14 protein-coding genes are annotated in these 15561 nt (G+C 64.1%); 9 read left to right on the forward strand and 5 right to left on the reverse strand.

All coding sequences use genetic code 11. From position 1 onward, the window contains the following. Positions 1-38: 38 nt before the first annotated feature. The 3 genes from OGV19_RS27100 to OGV19_RS27110 form a co-directional block, all read right to left on the reverse strand. Positions 39-1286 (reverse strand): TIGR03862 family flavoprotein, encoded by a 1248-nt coding sequence (locus OGV19_RS27100; RefSeq protein ID WP_264314016.1) that lies wholly within the window; start codon positions 1284-1286, stop codon positions 39-41. A 149-nt stretch (positions 1287-1435) separates the two neighbouring features. Continuing rightward, on the reverse strand, positions 1436-2350 hold the full coding sequence (locus tag OGV19_RS27105; RefSeq protein ID WP_264311468.1) for a histone deacetylase family protein: 915 nt from the start codon (positions 2348-2350) through the stop codon (positions 1436-1438). Between the two features lie 77 nt (positions 2351-2427). Next, positions 2428-3114, reverse strand: a complete 687-nt coding sequence (locus OGV19_RS27110; RefSeq protein ID WP_264311469.1) for a lipopolysaccharide core heptose(II)-phosphate phosphatase PmrG — start codon at positions 3112-3114, stop codon at positions 2428-2430. Positions 3115-3294: 180 nt separating this feature from the next. Between OGV19_RS27110 and OGV19_RS27115 the strand changes: the two genes are divergently transcribed. The 4 genes from OGV19_RS27115 to OGV19_RS27130 all read left to right on the forward strand — a co-directional run bounded on the left by OGV19_RS27115 (position 3295) and on the right by OGV19_RS27130 (position 6540). Continuing rightward, positions 3295-3864 (forward strand): GNAT family N-acetyltransferase, encoded by a 570-nt coding sequence (locus tag OGV19_RS27115; RefSeq protein ID WP_264311470.1) that lies wholly within the window; start codon positions 3295-3297, stop codon positions 3862-3864. A 95-nt stretch (positions 3865-3959) separates the two neighbouring features. Beyond that, a complete protein-coding gene (tesB, locus tag OGV19_RS27120) occupies positions 3960-4829 on the forward strand; it encodes an acyl-CoA thioesterase II (RefSeq protein ID WP_027595074.1) in 870 nt (289 codons plus the stop codon). Next, entirely contained in the window at positions 4826-5416 is a 591-nt protein-coding gene (locus tag OGV19_RS27125) for an HAD family hydrolase (RefSeq protein WP_264311471.1), read from the forward strand. The genes tesB and OGV19_RS27125 overlap by 4 nt, the downstream gene beginning before the upstream one ends. A gap of 113 nt (positions 5417-5529) precedes the next feature. Further along, positions 5530-6540, forward strand: coding sequence for a zinc-dependent alcohol dehydrogenase family protein (locus OGV19_RS27130; protein WP_264311472.1), 1011 nt, complete (start codon positions 5530-5532; stop codon positions 6538-6540). 14 nt (positions 6541-6554) lie between these two features. Here OGV19_RS27130 and OGV19_RS27135 read toward each other — a convergent pair whose 3' ends face one another. Continuing rightward, on the reverse strand, positions 6555-7256 hold the full coding sequence (locus OGV19_RS27135; RefSeq protein ID WP_264311473.1) for a FadR/GntR family transcriptional regulator: 702 nt from the start codon (positions 7254-7256) through the stop codon (positions 6555-6557). 256 nt (positions 7257-7512) lie between these two features. Here OGV19_RS27135 and OGV19_RS27140 point away from each other — a divergent pair, with 256 nt between their 5' ends. From OGV19_RS27140 to gabP, 3 genes are all read left to right on the forward strand, one after another. Then, entirely contained in the window at positions 7513-8865 is a 1353-nt protein-coding gene (locus OGV19_RS27140) for an MFS transporter (RefSeq protein ID WP_264311474.1), read from the forward strand. A gap of 18 nt (positions 8866-8883) precedes the next feature. After that, complete coding sequence (gene gudD, locus OGV19_RS27145) at positions 8884-10239, forward strand: glucarate dehydratase (RefSeq protein WP_264311475.1); 1356 nt, start codon at positions 8884-8886, stop codon at positions 10237-10239. 435 nt (positions 10240-10674) lie between these two features. After that, entirely contained in the window at positions 10675-12066 is a 1392-nt protein-coding gene (gabP, locus tag OGV19_RS27150; protein ID WP_264311476.1) for a GABA permease, read from the forward strand. A 57-nt stretch (positions 12067-12123) separates the two neighbouring features. Here gabP and OGV19_RS27155 read toward each other — a convergent pair whose 3' ends face one another. Continuing rightward, positions 12124-12984 carry a LysR family transcriptional regulator gene (locus OGV19_RS27155; protein WP_264311477.1) on the reverse strand — a complete coding sequence of 287 codons (861 nt, stop codon included), beginning with the start codon at positions 12982-12984 and terminating at the stop codon, positions 12124-12126. A 328-nt stretch (positions 12985-13312) separates the two neighbouring features. Between OGV19_RS27155 and OGV19_RS27160 the strand changes: the two genes are divergently transcribed. Together OGV19_RS27160 and OGV19_RS27165 are read left to right on the forward strand one after the other, a co-directional pair. Beyond that, complete coding sequence (locus OGV19_RS27160; protein WP_264311478.1) at positions 13313-14860, forward strand: MFS transporter; 1548 nt, start codon at positions 13313-13315, stop codon at positions 14858-14860. Positions 14861-14961: 101 nt separating this feature from the next. After that, positions 14962-15429, forward strand: coding sequence for a hypothetical protein (locus OGV19_RS27165; protein ID WP_264311479.1), 468 nt, complete (start codon positions 14962-14964; stop codon positions 15427-15429). Positions 15430-15561 lie beyond the last annotated feature (132 nt).

The following is a 15561-nucleotide window of genomic DNA, read 5'->3' on the forward strand; positions in this document are numbered from 1 at the left end:
CCCACAAAGTGGACTGCACCCAGAAAGTTGGGCTGCAGCTACCTGTCAGGCAGCCCCGCTACCCATTCCGCCGCCGCCCGCCCAGCGCGCAGCCCGCTGGCAAAACACGCCGTCAGCAGATACCCCCCGGTCGGCGCCTCCCAGTCCAGCATCTCGCCGGCACAGAACACCCCCGGCAATGCCTTGACCATCAACCCCTCATCCAGCCCTTCAAAGCGCACCCCGCCCGCACTGCTGATGGCTTCATCCAGCGGCCGGGTGCGCACCAAGGTGATCGGCAACCCCTTGATTGCCCGCGCCAGCGCTTGAGGGTCGGCGAACGTGGCCTGATCGGTCAGCTCCCGCAACAGCGCTGCCTTGACCCCGTCGATGCCCAGCTGGCTGTGCAGGTGCTTGGCCATCGAGCGCGAGCCACGCGGCCTGGCCAACGCCTGGGCAATGTTATCCACAGCCTTGTCCGGCAGCAGGTCGAGCACAAGTACGCCACGGCCATCACGGTTGATGGCTTCGCGCACCGGCGCTGACAGGGCGTACACCAGGCTGCCCTCGACCCCTTGTGCGGTGAGGATGAACTCACCTTTACGCGGCTGGCTGCCCGGCACGCTCAGGGCAATGTTTTTCAGCGGTGCGCCGGCAAACTTGTCCTTGAGCAAGGCGCTCCAGCCTTCGACTTCAAAACCACAGTTGCTCGGCTGCAAGGGCGAGATATCCACAGCCCGCTCAGCCAGCAGCGGCTGCCACGCACCGTCGGAACCTAGGCGCGCCCAACTGCCCCCGCCCAACGCAAGCACCACAGCGGCCACATGTACCTCGCGTTCACCCTGTGGATAAGCGATCCGCAGGCTGGCATCGTCATTCCAACCCAACCAGCGATGGCGGGTGTGGATAACTACACCGCTGTCGCGCAGGCGCTTGAGCCAGGCGCGCAACAAGGGGGCGGCCTTCATGTCGCGAGGGAAGACCCGGCCCGAAGTGCCGACGAAGGTTTCGATACCCAGGCCGTGAATCCACTGGCGCAAGGCGTCGGCATCGAAGCCGCGCAGCAGGGCGCCCAATTCGCCCTGGCGTTCGGCATAGCGCGCGACGAAGGCCGGATAGGGCTCGGAATGGGTGATGTTCATGCCGCCGACACCTGCCAGCAGGAACTTGCGGCCCACCGAGGGCATGGCATCGAACACCTCGACCGCCAAGCCCGCCTGGGCCAGCGCTTCGGCAGCCATCAGGCCGGCGGGGCCGCCACCGATGACGGCGACAAGGGGAGGGGCGGAGTGGCGTAAATCGGGCATGGGCGGCGGCAGGTTGTGGAAAAGAGTGCGCATTCTAGCGCAGCCGGGCTTGCGCAAGCACTGATCAAAAAATGATCAATACCTTACAGGCAGCGTGGCTAAAGGGCTGCAGCCGCTTTCCAGCAGCTTATCCACAGGCGGTTCCACAGTCATTGTGAACAACCGATGACCTTCGCCGCGCTGTGATGCAGGATGCCATGGCGCCGCGCCAAGGCTGCGCGGTCCTTGCTGTAGCCGCCACCGATCACGCCCACCACGGGGATGTCGCGGCCCAGGCACTGGCGCATCACCCGCTCGTCGCGTGCCGCCAGGCCTTCATCGGTCAGTTGCAGGTAGCCCAGGGCGTCGTCCTTGTGCACATCCACGCCGGCGTCGTACAGCACCAGGTCTGGCTGGTAGAGCGGCAGCAGGTAGTTGAGGGCATCGTCCACGACCTTGAGGTAGGCCGCGTCGCCCATGCCGCGAGGCAGGGGGATATCCCAATCGCTTTGCGCCTTGCGGGCCGGGAAGTTCTGTTCACAGTGCAGTGACACGGTGATCGCGTCGGGTGTGTCGTGCAGTATCCGTGCGGTGCCATCGCCCTGGTGCACGTCGCAATCGAAGATCAGCACCCGGTGCACCCGCCCGGCTTCCAGCAGGTAGCGGCTGATCACGGCCAGGTCGTTGAAGATGCAAAAGCCGGCGGGGTGGTCGTAATGGGCGTGGTGCGTGCCACCGGCGAGGTGACAGGCGATGCCATGCTCCAGTGCCAGCTCGGCGCTCAGCAGCGAACCACCGACGGCACGCACGGTGCGCCGGGCCAGCGCCTCGCTCCAGGGCAGGCCGAGGCGACGCTGGTCCTCGCGGGACAGGTCGCCGCTCATGTAGCGCTCGATGTAGCTGCGGTCGTGGGCCAGCGCGAGGATGTCGTTGGGGCAGATCTGCGGGCGCAACAGGTCCTGGTCGCGGGTCAGGCCGCTGTCGACCAGGTGGTCGCGCAGCAGGCGAAACTTGTCCATCGGGAAGCGGTGTTCAGCGGGGAACGCCGGGCTGTAGTCATCGTGGTAGATCAGCGGCAACGGCATGGTGGGTTCGCAATGGGGGCCAGTGCTGATCTTGCCAGTTGTGCAGCGCCGCGCAACCGGCTTGTCACGCTAGGTTGTCACTTGCCGGTGCTGGCCAGCACCCGCTGCCAATCTGGCTCGTTCAACCGGCCCAGGATCCGCGCCTTGCCGTTGCCGTCTACCGAAACGAACAGCGCACTGGCATAGCCGCTTTCCCGCTCCCCGCCAACCACCCGCTGCTGGCGCTGGAAATGGTCGATGCAGCCGTTGTGGGTCACCAGCACCAAGTTGTGCCCAGGCCGTTTGCGCGCCAGGGCTTCATCGGCGAACTGGTTGTCGCAGCTCTCCAGCCAGGCAGCGCTGGGTACCGCTTGCCCCAGAATGAAGTGCGCGGTCTGGCGTGTACGCACTTTAGGGCTGCTCAGTACATCGGCATTGCTCAGGCCCAGCGTGTGCAAGCCCTGGCCGACCTGGGTGGCCGCCTGGGTGCCGGCCACGGTGATGCCGGTGGGGTCGTCCAGGCACGGGCCGGGTGCGCTGTCGCAGCGTTCGGCATGGCGAATCATCACGATCACGGCGCCGTCGGCCCAGTCCTGCAACAGGCCGCTGTCAGTCAATTGTTGCTCGTTGCCAAGGTCCACGATGTGCGTCCTCGTTGCCAACCAGGTGGTCAACGCCGCCACCACCATGCACAGGCCCAGGGCGGCCCCCAGGGCCTTGCGCGACAAGCGTCGCTTGCGCCGGGCGTGGATGGCAGGGTGTCCCAGGGTATTGCTCGGTGGCATGCGTCGCTCCGATGGCATGGCCACGCCAGGTGTAGGCGTGGCTGGCGTCATTCTGGAAAACGGCCTGTCGGGTGCCGGTGAAGGCGCTGTGAAAATTGCATTCAAGTGCTGCTGCTTGAGTGAATCGTTCGCCCGCGCCTACGCTGTAAACTGCAAGACAGCAAAACCGGAGCACGCCCGATGACCCCTATTCTGGAACTGGAAAGCGCACGCTTGGTGTTGCGCCAATGGCACGACGACGACCTGCGCGAGTTCGCCGCGCTGTGCGCCGATCCGCAGGTGATGCGCTACTTCCCCGCGCCCCTGACGCGCCTGGAAGCGGCTGCCCTGATCGGGCGCATCCGTGGCCATTTCAATGAGCACGGTTTCGGCCTGTGGGCCCTGGAGCGCAAGGACAGCGGCGCGTTCATTGGCATGACCGGGCTGTTGAACGTCAGTTTCGAGGCCGATTTCGCGCCCGCAGTGGAAATCGGCTGGCGCCTGGCGCGTCGCCACTGGGGCCTGGGGTTTGCCAGTGAAGCGGCCTGGACTTGCCTGCGTTGCGCCTTCGCCCAATTGCGCCTGGATGAGGTGGTGTCGTTCACTAGCCAGAGCAACTTGCCCTCGCAGAAGGTCATGCAGGCCATCGGTATGCTCCAGGACTCGAGTGGTAGTTTCGAACACCCGCGCCTGCCTGTCGGCCACCCGTTGCGCCCTCATGTGCTGTACCGCATCGACCGTGCACACTGGGAGCAGACCCTGCGCGGCTGAATGGAGGGCCATGCGCGGTGCGAATGACAAACCCTGTATCATTTGCCTTCATGAAAGTGTTGTAGAGCTGAGTTGCTTTGCTAGGAGAACCCCCGATGAGTCATGTGTTGGACGACCTGGTCGACCTGTTGAGCCTCGAGTCCATCGAGGAGAACCTGTTCCGTGGACGCAGCCAGGACCTGGGCTTCCGCCAGCTGTATGGCGGGCAGGTGCTGGGCCAGTCATTGTCGGCGGCCAGCCAGACGGTCGAGGATGCGCGCCATGTGCATTCGCTGCACGGTTACTTCCTGCGCCCTGGCGATGCCAGCTTGCCGGTGGTGTATTCGGTGGACCGTGTGCGTGACGGTGGCAGCTTCAGCACCCGCCGGGTGACGGCGATCCAGAAGGGCCACACCATCTTTACCTGCAGCGCGTCGTTCCAGTACGACGAAGAGGGCTTCGAGCACCAGGCGCAGATGCCCGATGTGGTGGGCCCGGAAAACCTGCCCAGCGAAGTCGAACTGGCCAGTGCCATGGCCGAGCACCTGCCTGAGCGGATCCGCGACAAGGTGCTGTGTGCCAAGCCGATCGAGATCCGCCCGGTGACCGAGCGTGACCCGTTCAACCCCAAGCCCGGCGACCCGGTGAAGTACGCCTGGTTCCGTGCCGACGGCAACCTGCCGGACGTGCCTGCGCTGCACAAGTACCTGCTGGCCTACGCCTCTGACTTCGGCCTGCTGACCACCGCCTTGCTGCCCCATGGCAAATCGGTGTGGCAGCGCGACATGCAGATCGCCAGCCTCGATCATTCGCTGTGGTTCCATGGCAACCTGCGCGCCGACGAGTGGTTGCTGTACGCCACCGACAGCCCTTGGGCCGGCAATGCCCGCGGCTTCTGCCGGGGCAGCATCTTCAACCAGGCCGGGCAACTGGTGGCGTCGTCGAGCCAGGAAGGCCTGATTCGCCATCGCAAGGACTGGGCATGAGCCTGGGCGAGGTACGCAACTGGGTGTTCGACATGGACGGCACCCTGACCGTGGCGGTGCACGATTTTGCGGCCATCCGCGAAGCGCTGGAGATCCCGCCCGAGCACGACATCCTGACCCACCTGGCGGCCTTGCCGGCGGCGCAATCGGCGGCCAAGCATGCCTGGCTGCTGGAACATGAGCGCGACCTGGCGCTGGCCTCAAAGGCCGCGACGGGGGCGGTGGAGCTGGTGCGCGAGCTGGCTGGGCGGGGATGCCGGTTGGCGATCCTCACCCGCAACGCCCGGGAGCTTGCGCATGTCACCCTGGAAGCCATTGGCCTGGCTGACTGCTTCCCGGTGGAGCATGTGCTTGGCCGTGATGAGGCCGAACCCAAGCCTAGCCCGGATGGCCTGCTGAAGATCGCCGGGGCTTGGGGTGTGGCGCCCAGCGAACTGGTGATGGTCGGTGACTATCGCTTTGACCTGGATTGCGGGCGTGCGGCCGGGGCGCGGACCGTACTGGTCAACTTGCCGGACAACCCGTGGCCGCATCTGGTGGATTGGCATGCGGCGGATTGCCGGGCGTTGCGCGCGATGCTTGGCTGATTTTTTGTGTATTGGCAGTGCGGGCCTTTTCGCGGATAAACCTGCTCCCACAGGGGAGGCAGCCCGCACTGGCTATGCTGAACCGCAGTTTTTCCCTGAATGGAGACCCAGCCATGAGCAGCAAGGCCATCTACGTCCAACCTGGCGGCGGCTACGACAAAGTACAGGTCGGCACCTGCGAGGCGCCTGCGCCACAGGCCGGCGAGATCACCGTGCGTTTGCACGCCAGTTCCCTCAACTACCACGACTTCGCCGTGGTCAGCGGCATGTGGGGGCCGAGCGAGCGGCGTATCCCCATGGCCGACGGTGCCGGCGAAGTGACGGCGGTGGGCGCGGGTGTCAGTGAGTTCCAGGTCGGCGACAATGTTGTCAGCACCTTCTTCCCGGACTGGCTCGACGGCCAGGCCAATGTCGAAGGGTTCGCCAGGGTGCCTGGCGATGGCCTCGACGGCTACGCCCGTGAGCAGGTCACCGCCCGCGCCACGTCCTTCACCCTCGCGCCCAAGGGCTACAGCCACGCCGAGGCCGCCACGCTGACCACAGCAGGCCTGACCGCCTGGCGCGCCTTGATGAGCGATGACCACCTCAAGCCCGGCGATACGGTGCTGGTGCAGGGCACGGGCGGGGTGTCGATCTTCGCCTTGCAGTTCGCCAAGCTGGCGGGTGCAACCGTGATCGCGACGTCGTCCAGCGATGCCAAGCTCGAACGCCTCAAGGCGCTGGGCGCCGACCACCTGATCAACTACAAGAGCACCCCGGCCTGGGGTGAGAAGGTGCGTGAGCTCACCCACAATCGCGGTGTCGACCATGTGATCGAAGTGGGCGGCCCGGCCACCCTGGAGCAATCGATGATTGCCACGCGCATTGGCGGGCATGTGTCGTTGATTGGCATCCTCACCGGGGTGGCAGGGCAGTTGCCCCTGGTTCAGGCCCTGGTGCGGCAGATTCGCCTGCAGGGCGTGCTGGTCGGCAGCCGGGCGCAGCAGCAGGCGATGGTGCGGGCAATTGATGCCAATGGCCTGCGGCCGGTGGTGGACAAGCACTTCGAACTGGAGCAGATCGTCGATGCGTTCCGCTACCAGGAGAGCAATCGGCATTTCGGCAAGATCTGCCTGACCTGGTAATTGCCGCTACAGGCTCACTCAGGCAGCAATCTGTCGCGGCTATTGGACAGGTGCAGGCACATTGCGGCCCGCGCTGCATCCGGGTCCTGGCGGCGGATGGCGTTGAGTATCGCCTCGTGCTCCAGATTGGCCAGGTACGCATGCCTGGCCAGCCTGGCCCCGGCACGTTCGGCCAGGGCCATGCGATTGCGCGGGATCAGCCCGCTGCCAAGCTGGGCCATCATCTCGCTGAAGTACAGGTTGCCGGTGGCCTCGGCGATCAGCAGATGAAAGCGCCGGTCGGCCTCGATGCAACTGTCGCCGGCGGCGGCCAGGTCCTGATAATCGTCCAATGCCTGACGCATGCGGGCCACGTGCCCGTCGTCGCGGCGCACCGCGGCGAGGGCGGCGGCCTGGCCTTCCAGGCCGATGCGCAGCTCCAGCAGGTCGCGCACGCTGGCGGCGTTTTCCGCGCCAACGCGCAGGCCTGCCTGGGGCTGGCGCTCTATCACGAAGGTACCGATACCGTGGCGGGGCTCGACCAGCCCTGAGGCCTGCAACTTCGACAAGGCTTCGCGCACCACGGTACGGCTGACGCCGTGCTCGCGCACCAGGGTGTTTTCCGACGGCAGCTTGTCGCCTGGCTTGAAGGTACCCAGCAGGATCTGCTGGGTAAGGCTGGAGACCAGGTCGTGGGCGCGGCTGTGGCCGCGTAGACGCATGTTCGCTGTGCCCATGGCGAGCTCCGAGTCATCGTTTAACTTGTACGACAAGCTAATTCATAAAAATATTTTCTGCTGGTTTTTCTTATCTTGAAGGCAGCGTCGTCTGCTGTTGTTTTTGCAAGATCGCAGCATATTATCATTGTGACAGCTTGTATTTTGCCTTTTTGACGACTTTACCTATCTTGTCGTACAACCTTGCGGCGCATATGCTCCTCCCCACTGTCATGTCAGACAACCCGCATAAAAACAACTAGTGGGAGATCCGCAAGTGAACGACACCCTCGCTCCGCCTGCCCGGGCTGATGGCGACGTACTGGCCACTGCCGTGGCCAAGGTCAAGCGCCACGTCCTGCCGCTGTTCGTCATCATGTTCATCGTCAACTACCTCGACCGCGTCAACATCGGCTTCGTCCGCCCTCACCTGGAAAGCGACCTGGGCATCAGCGCCGCTGCCTTCGGTTTTGGCGCCGGGCTGTTCTTCATCGGCTATGCGTTGTTCGAAGTGCCCTCCAACATGCTCCTGCAGCGTGTCGGCGCACGGTTATGGCTGACCCGCATCATGTTCACCTGGGGCCTGGTGGCCACGGCCATGGCCTTTGTGCAGACCGAAACCCAGTTCTATGTGCTGCGTTTTCTGCTGGGTGTTGCCGAGGCCGGGTTTTTCCCCGGCGTGATCTACTACTTCACCCGCTGGCTACCCGCCGCCGAGCGCGGCAAGGCGATTGCCATCTTCCTCAGCGGTTCGGCGCTGGCGTCGCTGATCTCCGGCCCGCTGGCCGGGGCCTTGATGCAGATTCAGGGGCTGGGCCTGCACGGCTGGCAGTGGATGCTGTTCATCGAAGGCATGGCATCGGTGACGCTGTGTTTCTTCGTGTTCTTCTGGCTTGACTCCAAACCGCAGGATGCCAAGTGGTTGAGCCAGGCCGAGCAGGAGGCGCTGGTCCAGGCCATCGACGGCGAGCAGCGTGAGCGTGAGGCGCTGGGCGCCGTCAAACCTTCCGCGTGGAGCCTGCTCAAGGATCGCCAGATCGTACTGTTCTGCCTGATCTACTTCTGCATTCAGCTGACCATCTATGCCGCGACCTTCTGGCTGCCGAGCATCATCAAGCGCATGGGCGACCTCAGCGACCTACAGGTTGGCTTGTTCAACTCGGTCCCCTGGCTGATCTCGATTCTGGCGATGTACGCCTTCGCGTCCGGCTCCACCCGCTGGAAGTTCCAGCAGGCCTGGGTAGCTGCCGCGCTGGTGATTGCCGCAATCGGCATGTTCATGTCCACCACCGGTGGGCCAGTGTTCGCCTTTGTCGCCATCTGCTTTGCTGCCATCGGGTTCAAGTCGGCTTCGTCGCTGTTCTGGCCGATCCCCCAGGGCTATTTGGACGCCCGCATCGCGGCGGCAGTGATTGCGCTGATCAACTCGGTCGGCAACCTGGGTGGCTTCGTTGCCCCCACCACCTTCGGCCTACTCGAACAACAAACCGGTTCGATCCAGGGCGGGTTGTATGGCCTGGCGGTGACGTCGGTGCTGGCGGCTATCGCCGTGTTCTTCGTCCGCACACGCCCCAAGGGCGCCCCTTCCGATGAGCTCAAGGCGCCTTCGGCCCTGGGCCAGACCCACTGATGACTGCGAGATAAAACCATGAACATGCAGACCACTCCCGCCGTTCACACTGCCACCCCCGTGGTCACCGACCTGCGCGTGATCCCGGTGGCTGGCCACGACAGCATGCTGCTCAACCTCAGTGGCGCCCATGGCCCGTACTTCACCCGCAACGTGGTGGTGCTGCGCGACAGCGCTGGCAACACCGGCCTGGGCGAGGTGCCAGGAGGCGAGAAGATCCGCCAGACGCTGGAGGACGCCCGCAGCCTGGTGGTCGGCCAGCCCATCGGCCATTACCAGCGTGTGCTCAACGCCATGCGCCAGGCCTTCGCCAACCGCGATGCCGGCGGCCGTGGCCTGCAAACCTTCGACCTGCGCATTACCGTGCACGCGGTTACGGCTATCGAGTCTGCGATGCTCGACCTGCTCGGCCAGCACTTGAGCGTGCCCATGGCCGCACTGCTGGGCGAGGGGCAGCAGCGTGAGGCGGTGAAGATGCTGGGTTACCTGTTCTACATCGGCGACCGCCAGCAGACCGACCTGGCGTATCGCAACGAAGCGGACGCAGACGATGACTGGTTGCGCGTGCGCCACGAGAAGGCCCTGACGCCCGACGCGGTGGTGCGCCTGGCCGAAGCCGCCAGGCAGCGCTATGGCTTCAGCGATTTCAAGCTCAAGGGTGGCGTACTGCGTGGTGAGGAAGAGATGGAAGCGGTGACCGCCCTGGCCGAGCGCTTCCCCGACGCGCGCATCACCCTCGACCCGAACGGCGCCTGGTCGCTCAAGGAGGCCATCGCCCTGTGCCGTGACAAGCACGGTGTGCTGGCCTATGCCGAAGACCCCTGCGGTGCCGAGAACGGTTACTCGGGCCGTGAAGTGATGGCCGAGTTTCGCCGTGCCACCGGGCTGCCCACCGCCACCAACATGATCGCTACCGACTGGCGGCAGATGGGCCATGCGATCCAGCTGCAGTCGGTGGACATCCCCCTGGCCGACCCGCACTTCTGGACCTTGCAGGGCTCGGTGCGGGTGGCGCAGATGTGCAATGACTGGGGGCTGACCTGGGGCTCGCATTCAAACAACCATTTCGATATCTCCCTGGCCATGTTCACCCAGGTGGCGGCGGCGGCGCCGGGTGAGATCACGGCTATCGACACCCACTGGATCTGGCAGGACGGCCAGCGCCTGACGCGTGAGCCGTTGCGTATCGTCGACGGCCATGTGCGCGTGCCAGCGCGGCCGGGGCTGGGGGTGGAGCTCGATGAGGACCAGTTGGCCAAGGCGCACGAGTGCTACCGCAACATGGGGCTCGGGGCGCGGGATGACAGCGTGGCGATGCAGTTTCTGATACCGGGCTGGAGCTTCGACAACAAGCGGCCCTGCCTGGTGCGCTGAGGCCTTTCTCACGCTGCCCCGGAGCCAACCCCAGGCATGCGTGATCGCTGTGGGGGCAGCACAAGGCTGCTCCTACAGTGCAAGCAAGCAAGTCTTGACCGTGTAGCAAGCGTGCAAGGGCAATACACACCCAAATGAAAAACGATAGCTTCAGACGGCCCGATGGCGTGTTTGGACATGCCAATCGCGACATCTGGCGGGAATGGAAAAGCGTTGTCGTGATCGCACACTTGCGGGACGTTCTCGTGTAATTTCCCTACGCCTTACGGGGCTTAAATGGACCCCGAATTCTGCTGGTGCGTTGCTCTGAATGCGTGCAAAAGGCCAACAATAGCGCGTGAGTGACGTGTCATTCCGATTGACTCTCTAGGAGATAGTGTTCGCCTACGCCTGCCCCCCGTCCTTCCTTGTGTTAGCAAAAAGAGAACAAGATCAATGAACACCGTGGGATCTGATGGCAACCTTGCACAAGGTTTCAAGCCGCGTCACGTTACGATGCTGTCCATCGCGGGCATTATCGGTGCGGGACTTTTCGTAGGCTCCGGGCACGCGATTGCCGCGGCCGGGCCAGCCACCATAATTTCTTACTTCGTGGCCGGCACCCTGGTGGTACTGGTCATGCGCATGCTCGGCGAGATGGCCGTGGCGCACCCTGACACCGGGTCCTTCTCCACCTACGCCGACCAGGCCATCGGCCGCTGGGCTGGCTACACCATTGGCTGGTTGTACTGGTGGTTCTGGGTGCTGGTAATCCCCATCGAGGCATTGGCGGCGGGGCATGTGCTCAACGCCTGGTTCCCACAGGTGGACAGCTGGATCTTCGCCCTGGCCTCGGTGCTGTTGCTGGCAGGCACCAACCTGTTCAGCGTGGCCAAGTACGGTGAGTTCGAATTCTGGTTCGCGATTCTCAAGGTCACCGCCATCCTCGGCTTCATCGGCCTGGGCTTCGCGGCCTTGATGGGCTGGCTGCCCAACCGTGAAGTCAGCGGTTTGAGCGGGTTGATCGCCGAGCACGGCGGTTTTGCACCCAAGGGCTGGTCTGCCGTCATCGGCGCGTTCATCACCGTGATGTTCAGCTTCATTGGTACCGAGGCTGTGACCATCGCCGCCTCCGAGTCCAGCGACCCTTCACGCAACATCGCCAAGGCCACGCGTTCGGTGATCTGGCGGATCAGCACCTTCTACATCCTGTCGATCTTCGTGATCATTTCGGTGGTGCCGTGGAACGATCCGCAGCTGGCGGTGGTGGGGTCCTACCAGCGTGCGCTGGAGATCATGAACATCCCCAATGCGGCCTTCATGGTCGACCTGGTGGTGCTGGTGGCGGTGACCAGTTGCATGAACTCGTCGATCTACATCGCCTCGCGGATGATGTACTCGCTGGCCAAACGCGGTGACGCACCGGCCTTCCTCAACAAGACCTCCAAGGTCGGCGTGCCGCGCTCGGCGGTATTCGGCAGCACCTTGATCGGTGCGGCCATCGCCGTCCTCAACTACTTCGCGCCCAAAGGGGTGTTCGAGTTCCTGCTGGCCAGCTCCGGCGCCATCGCCCTGCTGGTGTACATGGTCATCGCCATCTCCCAGCTGCGCATGCGCCGCCGCCTGGAGCGTGAGAACGCCGAACTGAAGTTCCGCATGTGGCTGTTCCCATGGCTGACCTGGGCTGTGATCATCTTCATCGCGGCAGCGCTGGCGGTGATGATGTATACCCCGGAGCATCGCGTGGAAGTGAGCTCGACACTGGGCCTGGCGATCGTGATTTCCTTCCTGGGGATTGTTACATCGCGGGGGCATGCGCAGGCGGTGGCGGCGCGGTCGATGGGGTGATTGGCTTGATCGTCCAAGCAAAAAGTCTCACCACTGGTGAGACTTTTACTGCGGGGATCAGCGCATCATCTCGATGTACCTGATCACCGCAGGTGCCTTTTCAAAACGCCGATGAATCAGGCTCAGCCATGAGCTGGCCTGGCAATCGGCGATGCGCCGGTAATTCACCTGCGCCAAGCTGATGCGCTGCACAACCGACTCCGGCACCACGGCGATGCCCTGGCCCAATGAAACCAACGTGATGACCGCGACCAGGCTGCCGGGTTGCGGGCCGAGTCGTGGCACGAAACCACCTTGCGCCGACACTTCGAGCGTGCCGGAAATCTGCTCGGGGAGGATGAAGGTCTCATTGGCCAGGCGTGAGGCCGGGATCTGTTGCAACTCATTGATCCGCGAGCTGGCAGGCAGGGCGAGGACGAAGCCTTCCTGGTGCAGGGCGATGGCTTCCAGTTCTTCCGGCAGCTCCATCGGCGAGCGTACGTAGGCGAGGTCGAGCAGGCCATCGCGCACCCTGCCAGGCAACTCGGCCATGGGCAGTTCGCGGATGTTCAGGCGCACGCCGGGGTGGCTTTCGCTGAAGCCGGTCACTTGCCGCTGCAGCATGCCCGTGTAGGCGGCAGAGGCTACATAACCCAATTCGATACGCCCACTTTCGCCGCGCCCTGCACGCTGCGCGCCCAGTTGCGCGGCATCGAACTGGCGTACGGCGTGTTCGGCCTCGATCAGCAACGCCTGGCCGGCGGCGGTGAGGTTCACCTCGCGCTGGCTGCGTTCGAACAAGCGCACGCCCAGCTCGCGTTCCATGTCCTGGATCTGCCGGCTGAGGGTAGGCGGAGCGATGCCCAGCTGCTCTGCGGCACGGGTGAAGTGGCCGTGCTGGGCGACGCAGAGGAAGTAGCGGAAATGGCGGATTTCCATGCGGTGTTACCTGCAAGCTAATGACGCGGGCCGCGGCGGCTAACAAGCCGTGAGGCTGATGGCGTTAAGGTAAGGACAACACTACAAGGCTGATGCCATGGCGGCAAAGGTATCGGTGCTGTCAGTGATATCGCAGGGGCCGCTGCGCGCCCCATCGCAGGCAAGCCAGCTCCCACAGATACAGTGCAGCACTCAAGGCCTGCGCTGTATCTGTAGGAGCTGGCTTGTTGGGGCGCCGAACCGCTGCGATGGGCTGCAAAGCAGCCCCAACGATCTCACAGGCCGCCCGCGATCTGCATGGCAACCAGCCCGCCTTCGGAGCCTTGCCATGCCTACTCCCGCTTCCCCGCGCTTTACCCTGCTCACCGCCTCGCTGGTCTGTGCGCTGATCATCCTCGACACCAACATCGTCGCCGTCAGCCTGCCCAGCATCGCCCGCGACCTGTCCGGCTCGTTCGCCGATATCGAATGGGTGGTCAGCGCCTACCTGTTGGCCTTCGCCGCCTGCCTGCTGCCAGCCGGCAGCCTGGCCGACCGCTTTGGCCGACGGCGGATGCTGCTGATCGGCCTGGTCGTGTTCGGCATCGCTTCGCTGGCCTGCGGTGCAGCCCCCAGCCTGGTGTTCCTCGACCTGGCCAGGGCGGCCAAGGGCATCGGCGCTGCCATGCTGCTGACCTCGGCACTCGCCGCCATTGGCCATCGCTTCCACGGACCCCAGGAACGCTTGCGCGCCTGGGCATTCTGGGGCGCCTGCATGGGCGCCACCATCACCTTCGCGCCGCTGCTCGGCGGGGTGATCGCCAGCACGCTGGGCTGGCGCTGGATCTTCTACATCAACGTGCCGCTGGTGGCGGCGCTGGCCGTGATGGTGCTGCGCAGCGTCGAGCCATCCCGCGACAGCGCCGCAGCACGCCTTGACCCCTGGGGCAGCCTGACCTTCGCCGGCAGCCTGGGCTACTTGATCTGGGCCATGATCGACGCCAACCAGGTCGGTTGGGACAGCGCCCAGACTCTGGCGCGGTTGCTGATCAGCGCATTCCTGTTCGGGCTGTTCATCATGGTCGAGCGCAGCCAGACACGGCCGATGATCGACCTGCGACTGATGCGCAGCGGGCGCTTCGTCGGTGCCCTCTTGGGCATGTTTGGCTACGCGGCCTGTGCCCAGGTGATGATGACCTTGCTGCCGCTCTACCTGCAAAACGGCCTGCAGCTGTCGGCCCTGGCGGCAGGGGCGGGGATGCTGCCGTTCGCTGTGGCCATGCTGCTGACACCCCGTGTGGGCATGCGCCTGGCCATGCACTTAAGCCCGGCCCAGGTGTTTGCCCTCGGGCTTTTGCTGGTGGGCGTGGGTAACCTGCTGTGTGCCTGGGCCGCTGGCTACGGCGGCTATACCGCTTTTGCTCTGGCGAGCGTGGTACTGGGCGCGGGGGCCGGGCTGCTGAATGGCGATACGCAAAAGAACATCATGGCGTGCGTGCCTCGTGAGCGGACAGGCATGGCCTCGGGGCTGAGCACCACTACGCGCTTCGGCGCGATTGTGCTGGCCATCGGTGTGCTCGGCGGCGTGCTGGCTGCCCGCAGCGGCCAGCTGCTGCACGAGGCCATGGCAGCGGTGGCGCCCGCGCACCTTGGCCAGGTTGCCACGATGGCTACGCGGGTTGCCGCGGGCGACCTGCAGGCGGCGTTGGCCGTGCTGGACCCCGGCTTGCGTGAAGCGGTCGCGCCCTTGGCCCGCCAGGCGTTCATCGGTGGTTTTGAAGCCGTGCTGCAGGTCGCGGGCGTCGCGGCGCTGCTGTTCGCGGTGCTGGTCGGCGTGTTACTGAGCCGACCACTGCCGGCCCTGCAGGATGCGCTTTTGGCCGAGGGCCAGTCATGAGGCAGCGTGCGCAATGCGATTGTTTCTTCTTGACGCGCAACTAATTCAATTGGCAAATGTCATTCACTGCGCGCCAACTCAGGCTGAAGAAGGAGCTTCACATGTTCAATGACGACGTACCTGCCCCAACCCTCGAACTGCCTCCCGGCGTGTTCCCTCCGATGCCAGGTTATACGATGGCAGACCTACTGTTTGTCGTGAACCAACCCATCGAAGCGCTGCTTGAGCAACACAATGTCGACCCTGGCTTGATTCGCGAAACCAGCATAGCCCTGGTCAGCCATGTGTATGCGGTGTTTGAACGAGAAGATGTCGACTACCAAATCGCCACTTGGTATCAGAAGCCATATGACGAGCCCTCCAAGCGTGCGCGCAGCGTCGAAATCATCTCGGAACAGTTCGGGGTATTTGCAATAAAGGCTGCCGCCGAATCCTTGAAAGGCTCGCCATTGCTGCATCTGGGTAAGGACTTTTATATGACGTTCGTCAGCCTGGCGGGTACTTCCATCAAAGAGCACATTCTGAAGTTGAATGACCGCGACGACGGGGCATATCCAACGCAGGAATAGGGCGCACGGTAAGCCTGGACGGCGGTGTGGGAGGCTCAATAGCGCGCGTGTGACGTGTGCTGCGCACAAACCTGAAAATAAATGAGGTGTTTTCTCATTCTCGTTCGGCTTGTAGAGAAGGCCGGAATACAG

It is taken from the genome of Pseudomonas putida, from assembly GCF_025905425.1.
GTDB lineage: Bacteria > Pseudomonadota > Gammaproteobacteria > Pseudomonadales > Pseudomonadaceae > Aquipseudomonas > Aquipseudomonas putida_AF.

What these genes read in the sequence shown, in the direction of transcription:
- OGV19_RS27130 (WP_264311472.1), top strand. Translation starts at nt 5,530, where the DNA reads ATGAGCAGCAAGGCCATCTACGTCCAACCTGGCGGCGGCTACGACAAA.
- OGV19_RS27110 (WP_264311469.1), bottom strand. Translation starts at nt 3,114, where the DNA reads ATGCCACCGAGCAATACCCTGGGACACCCTGCCATCCACGCCCGGCGC.
- gabP (WP_264311476.1), top strand. Translation starts at nt 10,675, where the DNA reads ATGAACACCGTGGGATCTGATGGCAACCTTGCACAAGGTTTCAAGCCG.
- OGV19_RS27115 (WP_264311470.1), top strand. Translation starts at nt 3,295, where the DNA reads ATGACCCCTATTCTGGAACTGGAAAGCGCACGCTTGGTGTTGCGCCAA.
- OGV19_RS27100 (WP_264314016.1), bottom strand. Translation starts at nt 1,286, where the DNA reads ATGCCCGATTTACGCCACTCCGCCCCTCCCCTTGTCGCCGTCATCGGT.
- OGV19_RS27155 (WP_264311477.1), bottom strand. Translation starts at nt 12,984, where the DNA reads ATGGAAATCCGCCATTTCCGCTACTTCCTCTGCGTCGCCCAGCACGGC.
- OGV19_RS27125 (WP_264311471.1), top strand. Translation starts at nt 4,826, where the DNA reads ATGAGCCTGGGCGAGGTACGCAACTGGGTGTTCGACATGGACGGCACC.
- tesB (WP_027595074.1), top strand. Translation starts at nt 3,960, where the DNA reads ATGAGTCATGTGTTGGACGACCTGGTCGACCTGTTGAGCCTCGAGTCC.
- OGV19_RS27105 (WP_264311468.1), bottom strand. Translation starts at nt 2,350, where the DNA reads ATGCCGTTGCCGCTGATCTACCACGATGACTACAGCCCGGCGTTCCCC.
- OGV19_RS27160 (WP_264311478.1), top strand. Translation starts at nt 13,313, where the DNA reads ATGCCTACTCCCGCTTCCCCGCGCTTTACCCTGCTCACCGCCTCGCTG.
- OGV19_RS27165 (WP_264311479.1), top strand. Translation starts at nt 14,962, where the DNA reads ATGTTCAATGACGACGTACCTGCCCCAACCCTCGAACTGCCTCCCGGC.
- gudD (WP_264311475.1), top strand. Translation starts at nt 8,884, where the DNA reads ATGAACATGCAGACCACTCCCGCCGTTCACACTGCCACCCCCGTGGTC.
- OGV19_RS27135 (WP_264311473.1), bottom strand. Translation starts at nt 7,256, where the DNA reads ATGGGCACAGCGAACATGCGTCTACGCGGCCACAGCCGCGCCCACGAC.